This is a genomic window from Rhizobium sp. WYCCWR 11152 (genome assembly GCF_013087615.1).
GTDB lineage: Bacteria > Pseudomonadota > Alphaproteobacteria > Rhizobiales > Rhizobiaceae > Rhizobium > Rhizobium indicum.
The window spans coordinates 84,723-102,718 of record NZ_JABFCP010000009.1 but is presented as its reverse complement, the minus strand read 5'-3'; the positions used below and the strand labels follow the sequence as shown (position 1 = coordinate 102,718).

Below are 17,996 nucleotides of genomic sequence, written 5' to 3'. Positions count from 1 at the left end.
ATAGGAATTTAATCAGCAAAACGGGCGGAGGCGATGGCTTTCGCCGCGGGAGAATCCGATGAGAGAGCAGTCCCTGGCAGGGCAGGCCGCATTCGCGCCTGCCAATACGGCAGATATTGCCGATGCGATGATCGTTTCCTCCGGTCTGAGAGTCGAGGTCGATCGGCGGCGCGGACGTGGGGCGGGACTGAACCCGACAGGGCGGTTCGAAGCGCAGCAGCGCGAGACCGTCGACGATGGCTGGCAGACGTGGGAAGAGCTGCCGCCCTTCAAGACGGAAGTGCAGGTCGAAAAACCGCGCACGGCCATCACCCGCAACGAATCGCCGGACCTTTCCTTCGACCGCTCGATCAATCCCTATCGCGGCTGCGAGCATGGCTGCATCTATTGTTTCGCCCGACCGACACACGCCTATATGGGGCTTTCTGCGGGGCTCGATTTCGAGACCAAGCTCTTTGCCAAGCCCGATGCGGCAAAACTCCTGGAGCGGGAGCTCGCCAAGCCCGGCTACAAGGTGCGGGTGATCGCGATCGGCACCAATACCGATCCCTATCAGCCGATCGAGAAGGAATGGCGCATCATGCGCGGCATTCTCGAGGTGTTGAACAAGGCGAACCATCCGGTATCGATCGTCACCAAGTCGGCGATGATCCTGCGTGATCTCGACATCCTGCAGGAGATGGCAGCTAAGAACCTGGTGCGCGTCGGCGTCTCGGTGACCACGCTGGATCGCAAGCTTGCCCGGACGATGGAGCCGCGTGCCGCCACACCGCCGCGGCGGCTGGAGACGATCCACACCCTTGCCGAAGCAGGCATCCAGACGGCAGTCATGGCCGCCCCGCTCATCCCGGCGCTGAACGACCACGAGCTGGAGCGCATCCTCGAATCGGCCAAGGCTGCCGGCGCCGCCGAGGCGAGCTATGTCATCCTCAGGCTGCCGCTCGAGGTCAGCCCGCTGTTTCGCGACTGGCTGCTGCAGCATTACCCCGATCGTTACCGGCACGTGATGTCGCTGGTGCGCTCGATGCGCGGCGGCAAGGATTACGATGCCGAATTCGGCAAGCGCATGAAGGGCGCCGGCCCCTATGCCTGGCAGATCGCAAGGCGCTTTGAAATGGCCTCCAGACGTTTCGGCCTGACGCGCCGCAGCGTGCCGCTGCGCGACGATCTGTTCGTACCGCCGGATGGCAGCGGCGTGCAGCTGTCGCTGCTCTAACCTTTTGTTTTTAGGACTCCGGATGGAAACTGCTTCGCACTTTCCCTGGAATTACCTCTAGCCTTTTACGCAATTCCGGACGGAAAACCGCTGCACACTTTTCCTGGAATTGCTTCAAGCTTGCGCATCGGCGTCTCGACAAAACCGCCCTGTTTTCGAGCCCCGAGCGCAATTCCCGCGGATGGCCTTGACCGCCACCATCCGTCGGGCCAGTCCCCGGCCGCCGCCCTGATCCGGGGACTTGCGGGAAATCGGGTTGGCGTGCGAGGTTCAGCCGCATGAAACCTCGCACGTCACCCGATTCTCCCCTGCTTTTCGACACGGCTCCGCTCGTGCCGGATTTCCGACTGGAACTCAAAGCCCGCAAGGCCGGCCACTGGCCGGTCGCCGGCGCCGATGAGGCTGGTCGCGGGCCGCTGGCGGGACCCGTCGTGGCTGCCGCCGTCATTCTCGATCCGAAGCGCATCCCAGAGGGTCTGAACGATTCCAAGCAGCTTTCGGCGCAACGGCGCGAGGAACTGTTCGTGCAGATTCTGGCGACTGCGACCGTCTCCATCGCCTCCTCAAGCTCGACGCGCATCGACGAGACGGATATCCGCAAGGCAAGCCTCGACGCCATGCGCCGCGCCATCTGCAGCCTCGCCATTCCGGCCAGCTACGTGCTCACCGACGGGCTCGACGTGCCGCCGGGCCTCGATTGCCCCGGACAGGCCGTGGTCAAGGGCGATGCCCGCTCGGTCTCGATCGCCGCCGCCTCGATCGTCGCCAAGGTGACGCGTGACCGGATGATGGCGCGGGCCCATAGCGTGTTTCCGGATTACGGCTTTGCGGCGCATGTGGGCTACGGCACGGCGCAACACCGCGCCGGCATCGAGAGGCACGGCCCCTGTTCGCTCCACCGGATGAGCTTCAGGCCGTTGCGCAAGATCGAGGACGGTCCGGAGACGGACGAGCTGCTTTCCGAATAGGTCGCCTAAGGAAAAGACCGGGCAGATGAGAAGCCCGTGCATGCTCTGTGAAAGCGGCGCGCGAGGAACGGAGAGGTCGCGGCACGTCCTCTTCTCCCCTCGGGGAGAAGGTGCCGGCAGGCGGATGAGGGGGCCGCACGGCAATCACGCTCCCACTATAACCTATCCGCCGCGACGGCAACGCTATGTATCCCAGCGCCCTGAGCACCGTCGAGACGCTGCCAGACGGGTGGGAAGCGCGCTTCAGCATTGTAGGAAAGACCGGCTTCGCCGGCCCCCTCATCCGCCCTACGGGCACCTTCTCCCCGCTGGGGAGAAAAGGGAATCGAGACGTCGCGGCATGTCCCTTCGCCCTGTTTACGACGGTTCGGAGGACGGCACGAGACACGTGGTTCGACCCAGGCGAAGGTGGCAATGCCGGATCAACGGCACCACATTGTCCTCGGCACGAGGCCGAGTAAAGACCAAGCCTTGCCAACAAAGAAAAGGCCGGGACATGCCCGGCCTTCCCTCTCAATCTTTTTCGAAGCTGCTCAGTTCAGCCGCGTCTTGACCTGGCCGACAGCATTGCCGAAGAGCTCAGACTGGATCTTGGCGTCGGCCCGCTTGGCAAGCACGGTTTCAGCGGCCGCGATCGCGAGATCGACAGCGGCGGAACGCACCGCCTTCATCGCCTCGACCTCGGCCTGCTTGATCTTCTGCTCGGACAGCGCCGTGCGGTTGGCGACGAATTCTTCCGTCTTCTTCTTAGCCTCAGTGGTCAGCATTTCGGCTTCGCGCTCAGCGGCGGCAACGATGTGGGCCGCTTCGGCTTCCGCTTCCTTGCGCTTGCGCTGGTATTCAGCGAGCAGGTGCTGAGCCTCCTCACGCAGGCGCTTGGCTTCGGCCAATTCGTTGCGGATCTGGTCGGCGCGGTCGTCGAGCGACCGTGCCAACATGCCCGGAACCTTCAGGTAAACGACCAGCGCCAGGAAGAGGACGAGGCCGACAAAGGCGAAGAAAGTCGCGTCAAAGGCAAATTCCATCGATCAAGCCTCCTTCTTGGCAGCCGCGACGGCGGCGGCGACATCGGCCTTGGCGACGGTGCCGCCGATCAGCTGATCGACCACGGCAGCCGCCGTTTCCTCGGCAATGGTGCCGACGTCGGCGAAGGCCTTGGCCTTGATCTCGCCGATACGCAGCTCGGCAGCCTTGATCTTTTCCGACAGGCTCGCCTCGACAGCGCGGCGTTCCTCTTCGGCCTTGGCCTTGGCGGCGTCGCGTGCGGCAGAGCCGATCGCGTTGGATTTGGCGCGGGCAGCGGCCAGTTCACCTTCATAGGTCTGGACGGCGGCGTCGGCTTCGCCCTTCAGGCGGCCTGCTTCTTCCAGATCCTGGGAAATGCGCGTGTGACGCTGATCGAGGATGGCCCCGATGCGCGGCGCGATGACCTTTTGCATGAGCAAATAGAAGACGCCGAACGTGATCACCAGCCAGAGCAGCTGGGACGCGAAGGTCGTCGAATCGAAAGGCGGGAAAGGGCCGCGGGCGTGTTCGCCTTCGGCAACACCAGTCTCGGTATGGACCTCGCCTGCGGCCGGAGCGGCGTGCGCATCCGTACCCGTCGCTGCCGCCGGTGCTTCCTCAGCGTAAGCCGGGGTCACAAAAAACATGCTCACCTCCAGGTGGACTGCAAATGCAAAGGATCACGGCTTGCGATCGCAGGCCGTGATCCATCTATTCGCCGATATCAGACGGCGAAGAGGAGGAGGAGAGCGACGAGCAGCGAGAAGATGCCCAGAGCTTCCGTAACGGCGAAGCCGAATACCAGACGGCCGAACTGGCTGTCAGCGGCAGACGGATTGCGCAGTGCGCCGGAGAGGTAGCTGCCGAAAATATTGCCGAGGCCGAGAGCCGTACCGGCCATACCAAAGCAAGCCAGGCCTGCACCGATGTACTTTGCTGCTTCCGCTTCCATGTTGAACTCCTTTGAAATGGTTGTTGCGGCGAATGACTGACGCCCTTTGACGTCGATGTCGTTATCCTTAGTGCCCGCCCGGATGGATTGCGTCGTTGAGGTACATGCAAGTCAGCACCGCAAAGACGTAAGCCTGAAGGAAGGCGACGAGGAACTCGAGACCGGTCAGGGCGACGGTCATGATGAGGGGAAGAACGGCGCCGCCGATACCGAGAGCACCCATGGTTCCAAGCGAGGCGACGAAGCCTGCGAACACTTTGAGCGTGATGTGGCCGGCGAGCATGTTGGCGAAGAGACGAACCGAGAGCGAAATCGGACGCGACAGGAAGGAGATGATTTCAATCGCAATGACCAGCGGCAGCAGAAGGCCGGGCACGCCCGAGGGCACGAAGACATTCAGGAAGTGGAAGCCGTGCTTATAGAAACCGTAGACGAGAACCGTGCCAATGACGAGCAGGGCAAGGGCGAAGGTGACGATGATCTGGCTCGTCACCGTGAAGAAATACGGGAACATGCCAAGCAGGTTCGCCGTCAAGACGAACATGAAGAGCGAAAAGACCAGCGGGAAGAACTTCATTCCCTGCTTGCCCGCGCCTTCCTTCAGCATGTTGGCGATGAATTCATAGGACATTTCCGCAACCGACTGCGAACGGCCCGGCACGATGGCGCGGTTCGAGGTCGCGAAATAGAGGAAGCCTGCGGCAGCGGCAGCCGAAACGGCCATGAAAAGCGATGCATTGGTGAACGAAAAATCAATTCCGCCGATTTCGATCGGCACAATCTTCTGGATCAGGAACTGATGAGTCGGATCGTTAGACACCGCTTGTTCTCTCTCTTTGGCCCGCAGGACGCGGGGTCATTGCACTGGACCGGAACCGGTCCTTATTTCTTGTCGTCCTTGTCGTCCAGGGGATGGGCCACCACCCCCGCAGAACGCAGCACGTTCAGAACGCCGGCACAAAATCCGAGAAGCAGAAGAACAATCAAACCCCAAGGCGCCGTGCCAACAAAACGGTCGAGGAGATAGCCAAGGAGAGCACCGACGACGATTGCGGAAATGAACTCGCTGGAAAGCTTCATCGCCTGGGCATAACCTTTGCGGCTTACCTCGGCGCGGGCTTCCCTAGCCTCGTCTTCTCCCGTCTCCACGCCCTTGGTCGCGAGTTTCGCTCCCAATTGCGCACGGCGCTTTTCTAGACTTTCCTCGCGGTCGTCCGCCATGGGTCTCTCCTCGCCTGCCCGTCGCCCGCACTCCCGCTACCCCGGTCATTCGGACCCCGGACGCGAAGGTTGAGACCCTTCCGGCCCGTTCTGAAGTCGCGCGCAACATAGTTTTAGGGATTAGCATAGTCAAGGCGTAGACAGCTTCTGTCCAGCGAGAAAATAATTCCATCAAATCAAAGAGATAAATCGACTTCGGGTCGAGCGCGCAAATTCGACGGAAAGAATCCGCTTTTCCGGGCCGGAAATCGGCTTGCCCCAGCGATTTATGTCAGCTCCAGCCGCCGCCATAGGTGCGGTAGAAGACGTGAAGACCGATGCGGCCGACCTTTTCCATTGTCTTTGCCCATTTCGGGCGAACATAAACGGCATGGTAATGCGTCGCCGAGCCCACCTGCGGCAGCCAGATCTTGCCTGATGTCACCGCCATCGCCACATCGCGGGCGACTCGCCAGTGATATTCCGAGTTCACCCTGTCCTTGATGCTGTCGCAGGCGAAGGAAAACTGGCAGCGGTTGCGCCAATCCTCGTTCTGATAGACGACGCCGCAGATGGTCTTCGGATAGGAAGGATTGCGGACGCGGTTGAGGATGACCTGGGCGACGGCCGCCTGACCCTTCACCGATTCTCCGCGCGCCTCGAAATAGATGCCGGAGGCAAGGCACTGCTGTTCGCGGGCAGAAAAGACGCTCGGCGCCAGCACGCTTGCGGCCCAGGCGTGATCGCGCGGGCCGATCTCCGGAACGAAGCGGCCGCTGTCCTGCTCGGCTAGGATCGAATCGAACGGCGATTGGCGGGAATAGTCGGGTGCGGCCGGCCCATAGGCGGTGGCGAGCACATCGGCCTTGTTGCTGGTGATGAGGCTTGCGAGCATCGCCGGCACGCCATTATCGGTCACAACAGGCTGCTTCTTATAGAAAGAAGTGGCGATCTCGATTTCCTTGCCCTGGATCTTCGGTTTGACGAAGGCCGACCTGTCCTTGAGATCGAAGCTCGGGGTGAAGAGCATCTTGGTGCGCTCGAGGATCGAGCCGGCGGAAAAGTCTTTCGGCGGCTGCATCCTCTCGACGGCGACGACGCGGCCTTTCTTGCTGCCGCGGTTGACGCGATCCTCGTCCGGCGTGTCCTCGTGGCCCCTATCCTTGGCAGCGCCCTTGTCCTTCGCATTGAAGGCGACCTTGCGGCCATCGGGCAGCACCATGCCGGCGCTGGCTGAGATCGAACCTGTCACCATCGGCTCGGCAAAGGCGAGTTCGGCCTGGTGGATGGAGCCGGCCGGAGAATTGGTCAGCACCATACGCCAGTTCCCGCCCTCCTGATCGAGGCCGGCGAGCATCGCGGCGAGATCGGCATGAGATGCGACGCTCGGGAAAATCAGCCAGCCGGCGAGACCGAAGATTACGGGCGACACCCAATTCTCGGGAATGAGACGCAGCTTGCTACGGGAAGGGCTCTTTCGACGCAACACGGACTCCGGGCATGGAACGCGGGAACATTCCGATAAAAATCCCGCATTAACCTTGATGTCCGGTTAACAGGCTGTGCCGAAATGTGCCCATGAGAACTTTTGGATGTTCTAATGTGAGGGATAATTTCGTACGTTCGTCCGGGCTTGCTCCCTCTTCTCCCCAGCGGGGAGAAGAGGAACAGAGGGGTCTCCGCCCATCAAATGATAACGTGCGAGCCCAGTTCGACCACGCGGTTTGCCGGCAGACGGAAGTAGTCCGAGGGGTTGGCGGCGGCGTTGGCGAGCGCGATGTAGAGCCGGTCCTGCCAGTAAGGCATGCCCGACTTGGCGTCCGGCACCAGTTTGCGGCGGCCGAGATAGAAGGAGGTCGACATGATGTCGAACTTCAGTCCTGTCTTGCGCAGTGTCGCCAAGGCCTGCGAGACGTTCTGCGATTCCATGAAGCCGAACAGCAGTTCGACGCGGGAGAAACGCTCGGAAATCTGCTCTATCTTGTAACGGTCGTGGCTCGGTACACGCGGTTTGTTGATCGTGCGGATCGTCAGGATGACGTTGCGGTCGTGAAGCACATGGTTGTGCTTGAGGTTGTGCAGCAAGGCGGCGGGGGCGGATTCCGGATCGCTGGTCAGGAAGATCGCGGTGCCCGGAACCTGGGCCGGCGAATGTTCGCTCTTGCGCTCGATCGAGCTGACGAAGGAGGCGAGTGGAATATCGGTGTGGCGGGTCTTTTCCATCAGGATCGCCGAGCCGCGACGCCAGGTCCACATGACGACGGTAAAGGCCGTGGCGATCATGATCGGGATATAGCCGCCGTCGTGGATCTTCAAAAGGTTGGCGCCGAGGAAGATCAATTCGAGCACGACCAGCGGCGCAAGCGCGATCACCGCGACGGGAAGCGACCAGTTCCAGCGGGCGCGGACGAATTCGAAGGCCATGATCGAGGTGACGACCATGGCGCCGGTGACGGAGATGCCATAGGCGGTCGCCAGCGCGTCCGACGTCTTGAAACTCAGGACCAGGAAGATAACGCCGATGAACAGCACGGCATTGACCGAAGGCACGAAGATCTGTCCGGTATTGGTTTCCGAGGTGAAGAGGATTTCCATGCGCGGCAGGAAGCCGAGGTTGATGCCCTGGCGCACCATCGAGAAGGCGCCTGTGATGACCGCCTGGCTGGCGATGATCGTCGCGGCGGTCGCCAGGATGACGACCGGCAGCAGCGCCCATTTCGGAAACATCAGATAGAAGGGATCGGACATCGTCATCGGATTGCCGAGAACGAGCGCCCCTTGCCCGAGATAGTTCAGCGTCAGCGCCGGGAAGACCAGCAGGAACCAGGCCCACTGGATCGGGCGGCGGCCGAAATGGCCGAGATCGGCATAGAGCGCCTCGGCGCCCGTCACCGTCAGGAAGACGGCGCCAAGCACGACAATGCCGTAGAAGCCCTCGTGCAGCAGGAAGGCGACGGCATAATAAGGATTGAAGGCGGCAAGGATGCCGTAATCATCCGAGATATGGGAAATGCCGGCGGCAGCCATGACGAGGAACCAGACGGCGGTGATCGGGCCGAAGAACTTCGCGACGGCGCCGGTGCCGCGCGATTGCACGACGAAGAGCAGCGCCAGGATCACCACCGAGATCGGCACGATATATTCAGAGAGCCTGGGTGTGACGAGCTTCAGACCTTCGACGGCCGACAGCACGGACAGTGCCGGCGTGATCATCGCATCGCCGAGGAAGAGGGCAGCACCCATCAGGCCGAGCAGCATCAGGATGGCGGTATGGCCGTTGGCGGTCTTCATCAGCAGGGCAAGCAGCGACAACGTACCGCCCTCGCCGTCGTTGTCGGCGCGCAGCAGGAAGAGCACATATTTGATGGTGACGATGATCGTCAGCGCCCAGATCATCAGCGAGATCAGGCTGATGACTTCAAAACGGGTGACGCCGTCATGGGCCACGGGCTTCAGCGCCTCGCGAAAGGCATAGAGCGGGCTGGTGCCGATATCGCCGTAGACGACGCCGACGGAACCCAGCCCGAGATAGAACAGCTTTTTCGGCGTCATATGGCGTTCGTTCGGATGGCTCTCTTCGGACATGAAGTTTCAACAGGCTCCTCAGAGCCAGCCTTTCCAGCGGAAAAAGAAAAAAGGGATGACGGCGGATAACGCCATCAGGGCCAGCGAATAGGGATAACCCGCAGCCCAGGTCAGCTCCGGCATGACCTGAAAGTTCATACCATAGATGGAGGCGACCAACGTCGGCGGCAAGAACACCACCGAGGCGATCGAGAAAATCTTGATGATCGAGTTCTGCTCGATGTTGATCAGCCCGAGCGAAGCGTCGAGCAGGAAGGTGATGTTGGCGGCGACGAAGGAAGCATGCTCCGATAGCGACTGGATATCGCGGGAAACGGTGCGGCAGAGCTCCTTCGCCTCGCGGTCCTGCTGGATCGCCGGGATCGTGTGAAAGAACGTCAGCAGGCGGGCAAGCGAACCGAGACTGTCACGCACCTTGCTGATCATCCGGTGATGGCCGGCAATATCGCGCAACTTCTCCTCGAGGTAGTTCGAGGGCTTACGCACTTTCCTTGCCCGGTCGCCGAAGACATGCGTCGACAGGATGTCGATGCGCGAGACGGAGATTTCGAGAATCTCGGCGGTGCGGTCGACGATCGTCTCCAAGAGCTTGGCAAGAAGGGCAGCGCCGCTGCGCCAATTTTCCGGCAGCCGGTGGAGGGCGGCGATGAACAGCGCAAAGGATTTGGGATGGGCGTAGCGAATGGTGACCAGGCGATTTCCAGCCAGGATGAAAGCGACATCTGTCAGCGTCGGTACGTCGGTGTCAGCCTTCCAGAGCAGCGAGGCGGTCATGAAGACGGCGTCGTTTTCGACATAGAGACGGGCGGAAGGCTCGATATCCTTGAGGTCGTCGCGGGTCGGGACCTCGATGCCGAGAATCTTCTCGACATAGAGTTCCTCATCGCGGGTCGGCTCGATCATGTCGATCCAGACAACATCCTCGGGAAAGGACGCGGCATGCGACAGATCGCGGATCTCGACCGACCTGCAATTGGAACAGTAAGCGGTGATCACCGGTCGTCTCTCCGGCTGCATCCAACCTTAAAGGCCGGCATGCGCGTTGTGCTCAACCGCATCGCAGTTCCCAATCCTTCGATCGACAAGACAACTCCGAACTTGCAGGCGGGCCGGCCTCTTCGAAACGAAGACAACCGTCACTGAGCATCTGCAGCAAAACGCCATCATGGCGCCGCGGCATATGAAGCAAAGCCGTGAAATAATCAAGACATCTTCCGTGAAGCGCGGCTTTTCACCACGTTTCACCCACAATTTGGGGTATCCGCCGGGGTGATTCGGCGCCCTCTAAAATGCCGCGCATCGCAGGTGATCCATACGATGCGCTTCAGCTCTTTGTATCATGCATGCCGTTGTCCCGGAACCGCGGCACACTTCCCGGCGACATGCATTATTCGAAGACGATTGTCGGTGCCGGACGCTGGGACTGACCGGCGATCTGTTCCCAGACCTTGGTGGCGATGCCGCGATAGATGCCTGCGACGACGCCGTTCGGCTCGGAGGCGACAAGCGGCGTGCCGGCGTCGGAGGTTTCGCGAATGTTCATCGTCAGCGGCACTTCGCCGAGGAAGGGCACGCCGATGCGCTCGGCCTCCTTGCGGGCGCCGCCATGGCCGAAGATGTCGTAGCGGGTGCCGGTATCCGGGGCGATGAAATAGCTCATATTCTCGACGATGCCGAGCACAGGCACCTCGACCTTGCGGAACATGTTAAGGCCCTTGCGGGCATCGATCAGAGCGAGATCCTGCGGTGTGGAGACAATGACGGCGCCGGCAAGCGGCACCTGCTGGGCCATGGTCAGCTGCGCGTCGCCGGTGCCGGGCGGCATGTCGACGACGAGGACGTCGAGCTCGCCCCAGGCGACTTCGCGCAACATCTGCAGCAGCGCCGACTGGACCATCGGCCCGCGCCAGATCATCGCCGTCTCCTCGTCGACAAGGAAGCCCATCGACATGACTTTGAGGCCATAATTCTCCATCGGATTGATGATGCGGCCGTCGATCTGCGTCGGGCGGCCGGATATCTTCAGCAGCCGCGGCATCGAGGGACCATAGATATCGGCATCGAGAATGCCGACACGAAGACCGTTGGCGAGCAGGCCGAGTGCGAGATTGACGGCGGTGGTCGACTTGCCGACCCCACCCTTGCCCGAGGCGACGGCAATGATGGCACCGATGCCGGGCACGCCGATCTTGCCGGCGCGCGGCGGTTGTTGAGGCGCGTGGGCATGGCCCGCATGATCATGTTGGTGATCGTGGCCGGCATGGCCGTGAGGCGGGTTCGGCCGGTCAGCCGGAGCGGCGGCGGCGGCCTTCTTGTCGGCGGTCAGTGTGACGAGGGCACCCTTGACGCCCGGCATTTCCTTGATGATGCGCTCGGCGGCGAGCCGCATCGGCTCCAGCTCCTTGGCGCGATCGGCCGGGACGGTGATGGAGAAATAAACCTTGCCGTCGGAAATGAAGACGTCGGAGACCATGCCGAGCTCGACGATATCGTGCTCGAGATCGGGTCCACGCACGGTCTTCAGCGTTTCGAGAACCTGTTCCTTGGTAACGTCGGCCATTCCACCCTCACTGCTGCTTGCAGATCACAAATAGTGGAGACGGAAGCCTTCGCCAAACAAAATCAACGGGAGGAAAATCCGGCGCGCCAAAAGAGCGCCGGGGAGACTTGGCAATCCGTTGCGGCCATCAAGTCCGCCGGGCTTTCGCCCTGATGGCCGCAACGGTCTCCCCGAGAACCGGCGCAATCCGGGGCGAACTAGAGCAAGCCGAGCAAAAGGCCAGCGAAAAGTGAACTGGGAAGACTAAATCGCGAACAGCCGGGAAAGAAGCGGTGCCAAAACGCAACAACCGCCGCCGACACCGAAGAGCCGGGAGAAAGCGGCATCGGCGTCGGGCAGCGGTGTGTCGGCCGCGCCATTTCCTGGCGCTGGTCTCAAAGTCCCCTCTGGACCTCTCGCACAAGACATGCAGAAAGCGTGCCAGATGGAAAATTAGGAAAAACAGCGCAAAAGCGCTCGGGACAGGCTTCCAACGGGAAGGACTTGCCTATGCGCTGGGCGGCTTCGAAAGCAGTCGGTTGTTTTTTGCAACTTATTTGATCAGGCCGATGCGCAACGCCTTGGCGACGGCCTGGGTGCGGTTGACCGTGTCGAGCTTCTTGGTGGCACGGTTGAGGTAGTGATTGACCGTATGCTCGGACAGGGTGAGGATTTCGGCGATTTCGGCACTGGTCTTGCCGGCCGCCGTCCAGTTGAGGCAATCGATCTCGCGGTCGGTCAGCGTGTCCGTCATGCGCGTATCGAGGTTGCGGATCTCGGCAAGCCTGTCGAAGACATGGATGGAGATGTAGCAGAGCTCGCGCATCTCAGCCGGGCTGAAGGGTTCGCGGTCGCCGGCGAAAGAGATGGCGCCGCGCAGGCCGGAGGGCTCATGCGTCGGGAAATAGGCGCAGCGCATCATCTTGAAACGTTCGAACAGGGAGGCGACGAGAATGGACTTGCCGTCGTCCCGCGACCAGTTCTGGCGCGACATGTCGTAGAAGAAGGGCCGCGCGGATGTTCTCAGCCGCCTGAGGACCGGGCTGTTCACCATCAGGCCTTCCTGGTCGTAGAGCGCCAGAAGCTCGGCCGGCCAGCTGGTGATGACGGTGCTGCCCTGAAGATCGAAGGAGGTGATCGGCGGCAGGTTGAGAACCATGAAGGCACGGCTGCGATAGGCTTCCGTCACCCGTTTCATGAAACGGAAAATATCGAACTGGGTCTTCAGGCCCGCTATTTCCTGAACATAATCGTCTTCTTCCGTGGATGTTTGCGACAAGGGTGCCATCACATTTCTTCATCTTCGGCACAGCGGCCGACAAACCGTTTGCGAAACCTGCCCGCCATGGGGGTTTCGAATGCATCGGGGAACGACGATCGCTGGTTGGAAACGGCTTCAGCGTTGAGCGTTCGGCCGGTGACTGGTTGTAGATTTCGCGGACCGTTGTAGTTGTGGTGATTCGTCGGCAAATCTCAATATCGCGCTCATCATAAGCATGCTCTGCGATTGCGTCCAGCAGCGGGCCGATTGCAATTTTCCCTCAGCGGCGCGGACCGAGACGAACGCGCATACCTTCCATGATCCTCCCAGCCGCCAGCTGAACCGGAACGGACCATTGGTGCAGAAGTTCCATCGACAACCGATAGGCCGGACCGGTAATCGAAATGCCACCCATAAAGGTCCGATCCTCCGACCAGACGGGTGCGGCAACGCAGCGGATGCCGGCCTCATGCTCTTCGCGGTCGAAGGCATAGCCCTGATCGGCAATCTCGCGGATTTCGGCAAGCAGGGTTTCGGCAGAGACATGGGTCGAGGCGGTAAAGCTGGTGAAGATCAGGCCGGCAAGCAGTTCGACGAGGCTTTCGGCCGGCAGCAGCGAAAGGGCGGCCTTGCCGACGCCGGTGCAATAACAGGGCGAGGCATTGCCGATCTGCGAATACATGCGCACCGGTTGACGGCCTTCGACCTTGTCGAGATAGATGATCGACTGGCCTCTGAGAACGCCGAGATGCACCGTCTCACCCGTCGCCTGCTGCAGATCTCTGAGGTGCGGTTCGGCAATCAGGCGGAACTCGTTGCGCGCCCAGCTGCGCGCGGCGAAATCGAGCAGGCGCAGGCCGGGCGCATAACGGCCGTCGCCATCGAGCTCGAGCAGCCCCTCCTCCACCAGATGGGTGAGCTGGCGATGCAACGTGCCGCGCGGCTGGCCGGCAAGGGCCAGAATATCGGTGAAACGCAGCGGCGCGTCGGCATGGGTGACGAGATCGAGCAGAACCATCAGTTTGCCGAGCGTGCCGGTCTCGCGTGCCTGTGCCGTGCTTTCGCCGTTTGAATTCATCGCCTCGTCCGCCCTTGACAGAAAGGGCAGCGTAATTCGATAATTCCATATAGTCAAATTAAGTTCCAAATAATGGAACAATCAAGTCGGGAGGCGACGGTGACCATGATGGCAGCACAATTTCCCGAGTTCAAAGACCGAGCCGTGCTGGTGACCGGCGGCGGATCGGGCATAGGTGCTGCGATCGTCGAAGGTTTCGCGCGCCAGGGCGCCAAGGTCTCGTTCATCGATATCGCCGAGGCGGCCGGCCGCAAGCTTGCCGAAAGACTGTCGCGGGAGACGGCACATCCGGTCTCCTTTCACCATACCGACCTGCGCGACATCGCCGCGATCCGGCACACGGTCGATACCGTCGTCGCCAGCTCGGGGCCGATCCGCGTGCTGGTCAACAATGCCGCCTGGGACGACCGCCATGAATTCGACGCGGTGACCGAGGCCTATTGGGACAACAACCAGGCGGTCAACCTCAAGCATGTGTTCTTCACCTCGCAGGCAGTCGTACCGTCGATGCGGACGGCCGGCGGCGGGGCGATCATCAATATGTCGTCAATCGCCTTCAAGCTGAACATGGGCGGCTTTCCCGCCTATGCGGCAGCCAAGGCGGCGGTCGTCGGGCTGACGAAGAGCCTGGCGGGCAGGCTCGGGCCGGAGAACATCCGGGTCAACTGCATCCTGCCCGGCATGGTGGTCACCGAGCGGCAGATGCAGCACTGGCTCACCGAGGAGAGCATTGCGCGCTCGGTCGAGGATCAGTGCCTGAAGGTCGCGCTCAAACCCGATGCGATCGTCGGTCCCTGCTTGTTTCTTGCATCCGACTGTGCGGCGGCGATGACCGCCCAGTCCCTGATTGTCGATGGAGGCGTTCTGTAATGGCTAATCCCGCTTATGTCGCGGTGGACTGGGGCACCAGCAGCTTCCGGCTCTGGCTGATCGGCAGGGACGGCACCGTCCTTGCCGAGCGCCGCAGCGGCGAAGGCATGACGAGCGCCGCAAAGACCGGCTTTTCCGCCGTGCTTGCCGGCCATCTCGCCGCCATCGAGGCGCCGGAAAACCTGCCGGTGATCGTCTGCGGCATGGCCGGCGCCAGGCAAGGCTGGGTCGAGGCCGGTTATATCGACGTGCCGGCGCCGCTCGCCTCGATCCTGACCGGGGCGGTCTCCGTGCCCGGGGAAAGCCGCGACATTCGCATTCTGCCGGGCCTTGCCCAGCGGGACATGGCGAGGCCCGACGTCATGCGCGGCGAGGAAACCCAGCTTCTCGGCGCGCTCGGCCGCGCGAGCTCGGGCGCGCAGGCTGTCTGCATGCCCGGCACCCATTCGAAATGGGTGCATGTGACGGACAGCAAGGTAACCGGCTTCTCGACCTTCATGACCGGCGAGCTTTTCGACGTCATCAGCAAGCACACGATCCTTTCGCATGCCGTGGCCGGCGCGGAAGAACAGCCAGTGGATGCGGCAGCCTTCGAGGCGGCGGTCTCGGCCGCTTTCGCACGCCCGGCCCATGCCTCCAACCTGCTCTTTGCCGCCCGTTCCGGCCAGCTCCTGCACGGGATTTCTGCCGCTGCCGCGCAAGCCCGGCTTTCCGGCACGCTGATCGGCCTCGAAATCGCCGGGGCGCTGCAGGATGCGGCAAACGGCACCACCATCACCCTCGTCGCCTCCGGACGCCTGCAGGCGCTCTACGAACAGGCCTTCAGAACCCTCTCCCTTGCCTTCACCGCCATCGACGCCGACGCCGCCGTGCGCCGCGGGCTTTCGGCCGCCGCCGAAGCTATCTGGCCGAACTGAGAAAGCTGACACGATGAACCGTATCCCCTTCCCCGACATGAAGCGCCCGCTGATCGCCATTCTCCGCGGCATCAGGCCCGAGGAGACCGAAAGCGTCGTCGGCGCCTTGATCGACAATGGCCTGACGGCGATCGAGATCCCGCTCAACTCACCGGAGCCGTTCAAATCCATCGAGATCGCCGCGAAGATGGCGCCGGCAGACGTGCTGATCGGCGCCGGCACGGTGCTGACGGTCGAGGCGGTCGACAGCCTGCATGCGGCCGGCGGCACACTGCTGGTCACCCCGAATGTCGAGCCGGAGGTGATCATCCGGGCGCGCGGATACGGCATGGTGACGATGCCGGGCGTCTTTACGCCGACCGAGGCGCTGGCGGCCGCACGCGCCGGCGCCACCGGTCTCAAATTCTTTCCGGCCAGCGTGCTCGGCCCTTCCGGCATCACGGCGATCCGGGCCATCCTGCCGCCGGAGCTGATGATTGCCGCCGTCGGCGGTGTCTCGGACAAGAATTTCGGCGATTACACCAAGGCCGGCATCTTCGCCTTCGGCCTCGGCACCAGCATCTACAAGCCAGGAATGACCGCGTCAGAGGTTGCCGAGCGCGCCAAGGCGACCATTTACGCCTATGATGCAGCCATTGGGAGCGTGAACGTATGACCGATATTTATGAGTTCGAGGGCAAAACACTTTGCAATACTAATTCCGTTCTCGGTGAAGGCCCGACCTATGATCCGGACAGCAATACCGTCTGGTGGTTCAACATCCTCGGCAAGGAACTGCACGAGCTCAATCTTTCGACGGGCGCGAAAAAGGTGCATCCGCTGCCTGTGATGGCGAGCGTGCTTGCCCGCATCGACGCCGGGCGGCAGCTGATCGCGACGGAAGAAGGGCTGTTCGTGCGCGATGTGGCAAGCGGCAACCTCACCTTCTACGCCGCGCTCGAAAACGACAGGCCGGAAAACCGTTCGAACGACGGCCGCACGCATCCTTCCGGTGCGCTCTGGATCGGCACAATGAGCAAGCGGGCGGAAAACCAGGCCGGCGCCATCTATCATGTCGCCAGCGGCAAGGTGACGAAGATCTTCAACGGCATCAGCATCCCGAATTCGATCTGCTTCTCGCCTGACGGCACGGTCGGCTATTATACGGATTCCCGCATCAACCGGCTGATGCGCGTCATGGTCGATCCGCAGACCGGCCTGCCCTCGGGCGAACCGATCGTGCTCGTCGACAGCATGAACGACCCCGGTGACATCGACGGCTCGGTGGTCGATGCCGACGGCTATCTGTGGAATGCGCGCTGGGGCGCTGGCGTCGTCGACCGCTACAGTCCGGACGGTCTGCGTATCTCGCGATACAAGGTTCCTGCCGTGCAGCCCTCCTGCCCCGCCTTCATCGGCGTCAATGCCGACCGCCTGGCGGTGACGACAGCCTGGGAAGGGCTCGACGAGGATGCCCGGTCGGCCCAACCCAGTGCCGGCGCGCTGCTGGAACTCGGCATCGACGTCAAAGGCGTATTCGATCCCGTCTATGTGATCTGATTTTTGCTGGCCATCGGTGATCAGAGCGCTCCCCACCGGGGCGCTTTTTCTTATTTTGGTGGCCACTCATCGATAAATGTTCCGTGAAAATCGAGAGATTTTCCGTGTTTTCAACCGGAACCAATCACTCCACCAGTCATTTTCCCTTCGAACTGGCGCGGTAACGAGACCTGAGAAACAGGTTTTGCCGGGTCAGCGATCACTAGAAAAAAAACGAAGGTAGGTTCGAAATGACACGCAAACTCTTGACGACCGTTGCCGCTGGCGCCCTGTTTGCCACGGCTTTCGCACCGGCGGCATTCTCGCAGACGGCACCGCAGCCTGCGGACCCTGCCGCTCCGACCCAGGCGGCTCCCGCCGACCCGGCAGCACCGAAGCCGATGACGCCTGACGTCACCAAGCCCGCAGGCGATGCCGCACAGGCTCCGGCCGCAGCACCGACGGCAGATACGGCTCAAGCCGGCTATCTGACCGAGCAGTCTCCGGACCAGGTCAGCGCCAACACCTATATCGGCCAATCGGTCTATAACGGCAGCAATGAAAGCATCGGCAGCGTCAACGATCTGATCCTCAAGAAGGATGGCGGCATGGTTGCCGCAATCGTTGGCGTCGGCGGCTTCCTCGGCATCGGTGAAAAGAACGTCGCCGTGCCGATGGAAAAGATCACCGTCGCGCAGAACACCCAGGACGGCAGCGTCAAGCTGACGACCAGTGAAACGGCTGAATCGCTGAAGGCCGCACCTGAGTTCAAGACGCTGGCGATGCAGTCGGCCGAAAAGGCTCCGGCTGCGACCGGTACCGATACCACGGCGACCGGCTCGACCACGCCTAAGTAATCCGTGCGCGGTAGTATAGCGTAGGCGATG

The 17,996-nt window shown here is 61.8% G+C and carries 18 protein-coding genes; 7 read left to right on the top strand and 11 right to left on the bottom strand.

Features of this window, described 5'->3' with window-relative positions; genetic code table 11:
• Positions 1-58: 58 nt before the first annotated feature.
• Together G9X67_RS15630 and G9X67_RS15625 are read left to right on the top strand one after the other, a co-directional pair.
• Positions 59-1,216: a PA0069 family radical SAM protein gene (locus G9X67_RS15630; protein WP_171599099.1), complete on the top strand. Its 1,158-nt coding sequence runs from the start codon at positions 59-61 to the stop codon at positions 1,214-1,216.
• A gap of 278 nt (positions 1,217-1,494) precedes the next feature.
• Positions 1,495-2,184: a ribonuclease HII gene (locus tag G9X67_RS15625; RefSeq protein WP_171599098.1), complete on the top strand. Its 690-nt coding sequence runs from the start codon at positions 1,495-1,497 to the stop codon at positions 2,182-2,184.
• Positions 2,185-2,717: 533 nt separating this feature from the next.
• Here the strand turns inward: G9X67_RS15625 and G9X67_RS15620 are convergent.
• The 11 genes from G9X67_RS15620 to G9X67_RS15570 all read right to left on the bottom strand — a co-directional run bounded on the left by G9X67_RS15620 (position 2,718) and on the right by G9X67_RS15570 (position 13,804).
• Positions 2,718-3,209: a F0F1 ATP synthase subunit B gene (locus G9X67_RS15620; protein WP_171599097.1), complete on the bottom strand. Its 492-nt coding sequence runs from the start codon at positions 3,207-3,209 to the stop codon at positions 2,718-2,720.
• Positions 3,210-3,212: 3 nt separating this feature from the next.
• Positions 3,213-3,836 (bottom strand): F0F1 ATP synthase subunit B, encoded by a 624-nt coding sequence (locus G9X67_RS15615; protein ID WP_065282341.1) that lies wholly within the window; start codon positions 3,834-3,836, stop codon positions 3,213-3,215.
• Between the two features lie 77 nt (positions 3,837-3,913).
• Positions 3,914-4,141: a F0F1 ATP synthase subunit C gene (locus tag G9X67_RS15610; protein WP_003545854.1), complete on the bottom strand. Its 228-nt coding sequence runs from the start codon at positions 4,139-4,141 to the stop codon at positions 3,914-3,916.
• A 67-nt stretch (positions 4,142-4,208) separates the two neighbouring features.
• Positions 4,209-4,961 (bottom strand): F0F1 ATP synthase subunit A, encoded by a 753-nt coding sequence (locus G9X67_RS15605; RefSeq protein WP_064651444.1) that lies wholly within the window; start codon positions 4,959-4,961, stop codon positions 4,209-4,211.
• Between the two features lie 62 nt (positions 4,962-5,023).
• On the bottom strand, positions 5,024-5,362 hold the full coding sequence (locus G9X67_RS15600) for a F0F1 ATP synthase assembly protein (protein WP_012756239.1): 339 nt from the start codon (positions 5,360-5,362) through the stop codon (positions 5,024-5,026).
• 271 nt (positions 5,363-5,633) lie between these two features.
• Positions 5,634-6,827, bottom strand: a complete 1,194-nt coding sequence (locus G9X67_RS15595; protein WP_171599096.1) for a cell wall hydrolase — start codon at positions 6,825-6,827, stop codon at positions 5,634-5,636.
• Positions 6,828-7,027: 200 nt separating this feature from the next.
• Positions 7,028-8,926: a potassium transporter Kup gene (locus tag G9X67_RS15590; RefSeq protein WP_171599095.1), complete on the bottom strand. Its 1,899-nt coding sequence runs from the start codon at positions 8,924-8,926 to the stop codon at positions 7,028-7,030.
• Between the two features lie 18 nt (positions 8,927-8,944).
• A complete protein-coding gene (locus tag G9X67_RS15585; RefSeq protein WP_138390668.1) occupies positions 8,945-9,922 on the bottom strand; it encodes a magnesium transporter CorA family protein in 978 nt (325 codons plus the stop codon).
• 391 nt (positions 9,923-10,313) lie between these two features.
• Positions 10,314-11,486 carry an Mrp/NBP35 family ATP-binding protein gene (locus G9X67_RS15580; protein ID WP_171599093.1) on the bottom strand — a complete coding sequence of 391 codons (1,173 nt, stop codon included), beginning with the start codon at positions 11,484-11,486 and terminating at the stop codon, positions 10,314-10,316.
• A 532-nt stretch (positions 11,487-12,018) separates the two neighbouring features.
• Positions 12,019-12,753, bottom strand: a complete 735-nt coding sequence (locus G9X67_RS15575; RefSeq protein ID WP_138390670.1) for a LuxR family transcriptional regulator — start codon at positions 12,751-12,753, stop codon at positions 12,019-12,021.
• 253 nt (positions 12,754-13,006) lie between these two features.
• Positions 13,007-13,804: an IclR family transcriptional regulator gene (locus G9X67_RS15570; RefSeq protein ID WP_171599092.1), complete on the bottom strand. Its 798-nt coding sequence runs from the start codon at positions 13,802-13,804 to the stop codon at positions 13,007-13,009.
• A gap of 108 nt (positions 13,805-13,912) precedes the next feature.
• On the opposite strand from G9X67_RS15570, the gene G9X67_RS15565 reads away from it, so the two are divergent.
• The 5 genes from G9X67_RS15565 to G9X67_RS15545 all read left to right on the top strand — a co-directional run bounded on the left by G9X67_RS15565 (position 13,913) and on the right by G9X67_RS15545 (position 17,966).
• A complete protein-coding gene (locus G9X67_RS15565; protein ID WP_171599491.1) occupies positions 13,913-14,674 on the top strand; it encodes an SDR family oxidoreductase in 762 nt (253 codons plus the stop codon).
• Entirely contained in the window at positions 14,674-15,591 is a 918-nt protein-coding gene (locus G9X67_RS15560; RefSeq protein WP_171599091.1) for a 2-dehydro-3-deoxygalactonokinase, read from the top strand. The genes G9X67_RS15565 and G9X67_RS15560 overlap by 1 nt, the downstream gene beginning before the upstream one ends.
• 13 nt (positions 15,592-15,604) lie before the next feature.
• The gene (locus G9X67_RS15555) at positions 15,605-16,246 is read left to right on the top strand and encodes a 2-dehydro-3-deoxy-6-phosphogalactonate aldolase (protein WP_171599090.1); all 642 of its coding nucleotides are present in this window, start codon (positions 15,605-15,607) and stop codon (positions 16,244-16,246) included.
• Complete coding sequence (locus G9X67_RS15550; protein WP_171599089.1) at positions 16,243-17,130, top strand: SMP-30/gluconolactonase/LRE family protein; 888 nt, start codon at positions 16,243-16,245, stop codon at positions 17,128-17,130. The genes G9X67_RS15555 and G9X67_RS15550 overlap by 4 nt, the downstream gene beginning before the upstream one ends.
• A gap of 230 nt (positions 17,131-17,360) precedes the next feature.
• Positions 17,361-17,966, top strand: coding sequence for a PRC-barrel domain-containing protein (locus G9X67_RS15545; RefSeq protein ID WP_138328891.1), 606 nt, complete (start codon positions 17,361-17,363; stop codon positions 17,964-17,966).
• Positions 17,967-17,996: the final 30 nt, after the last annotated feature.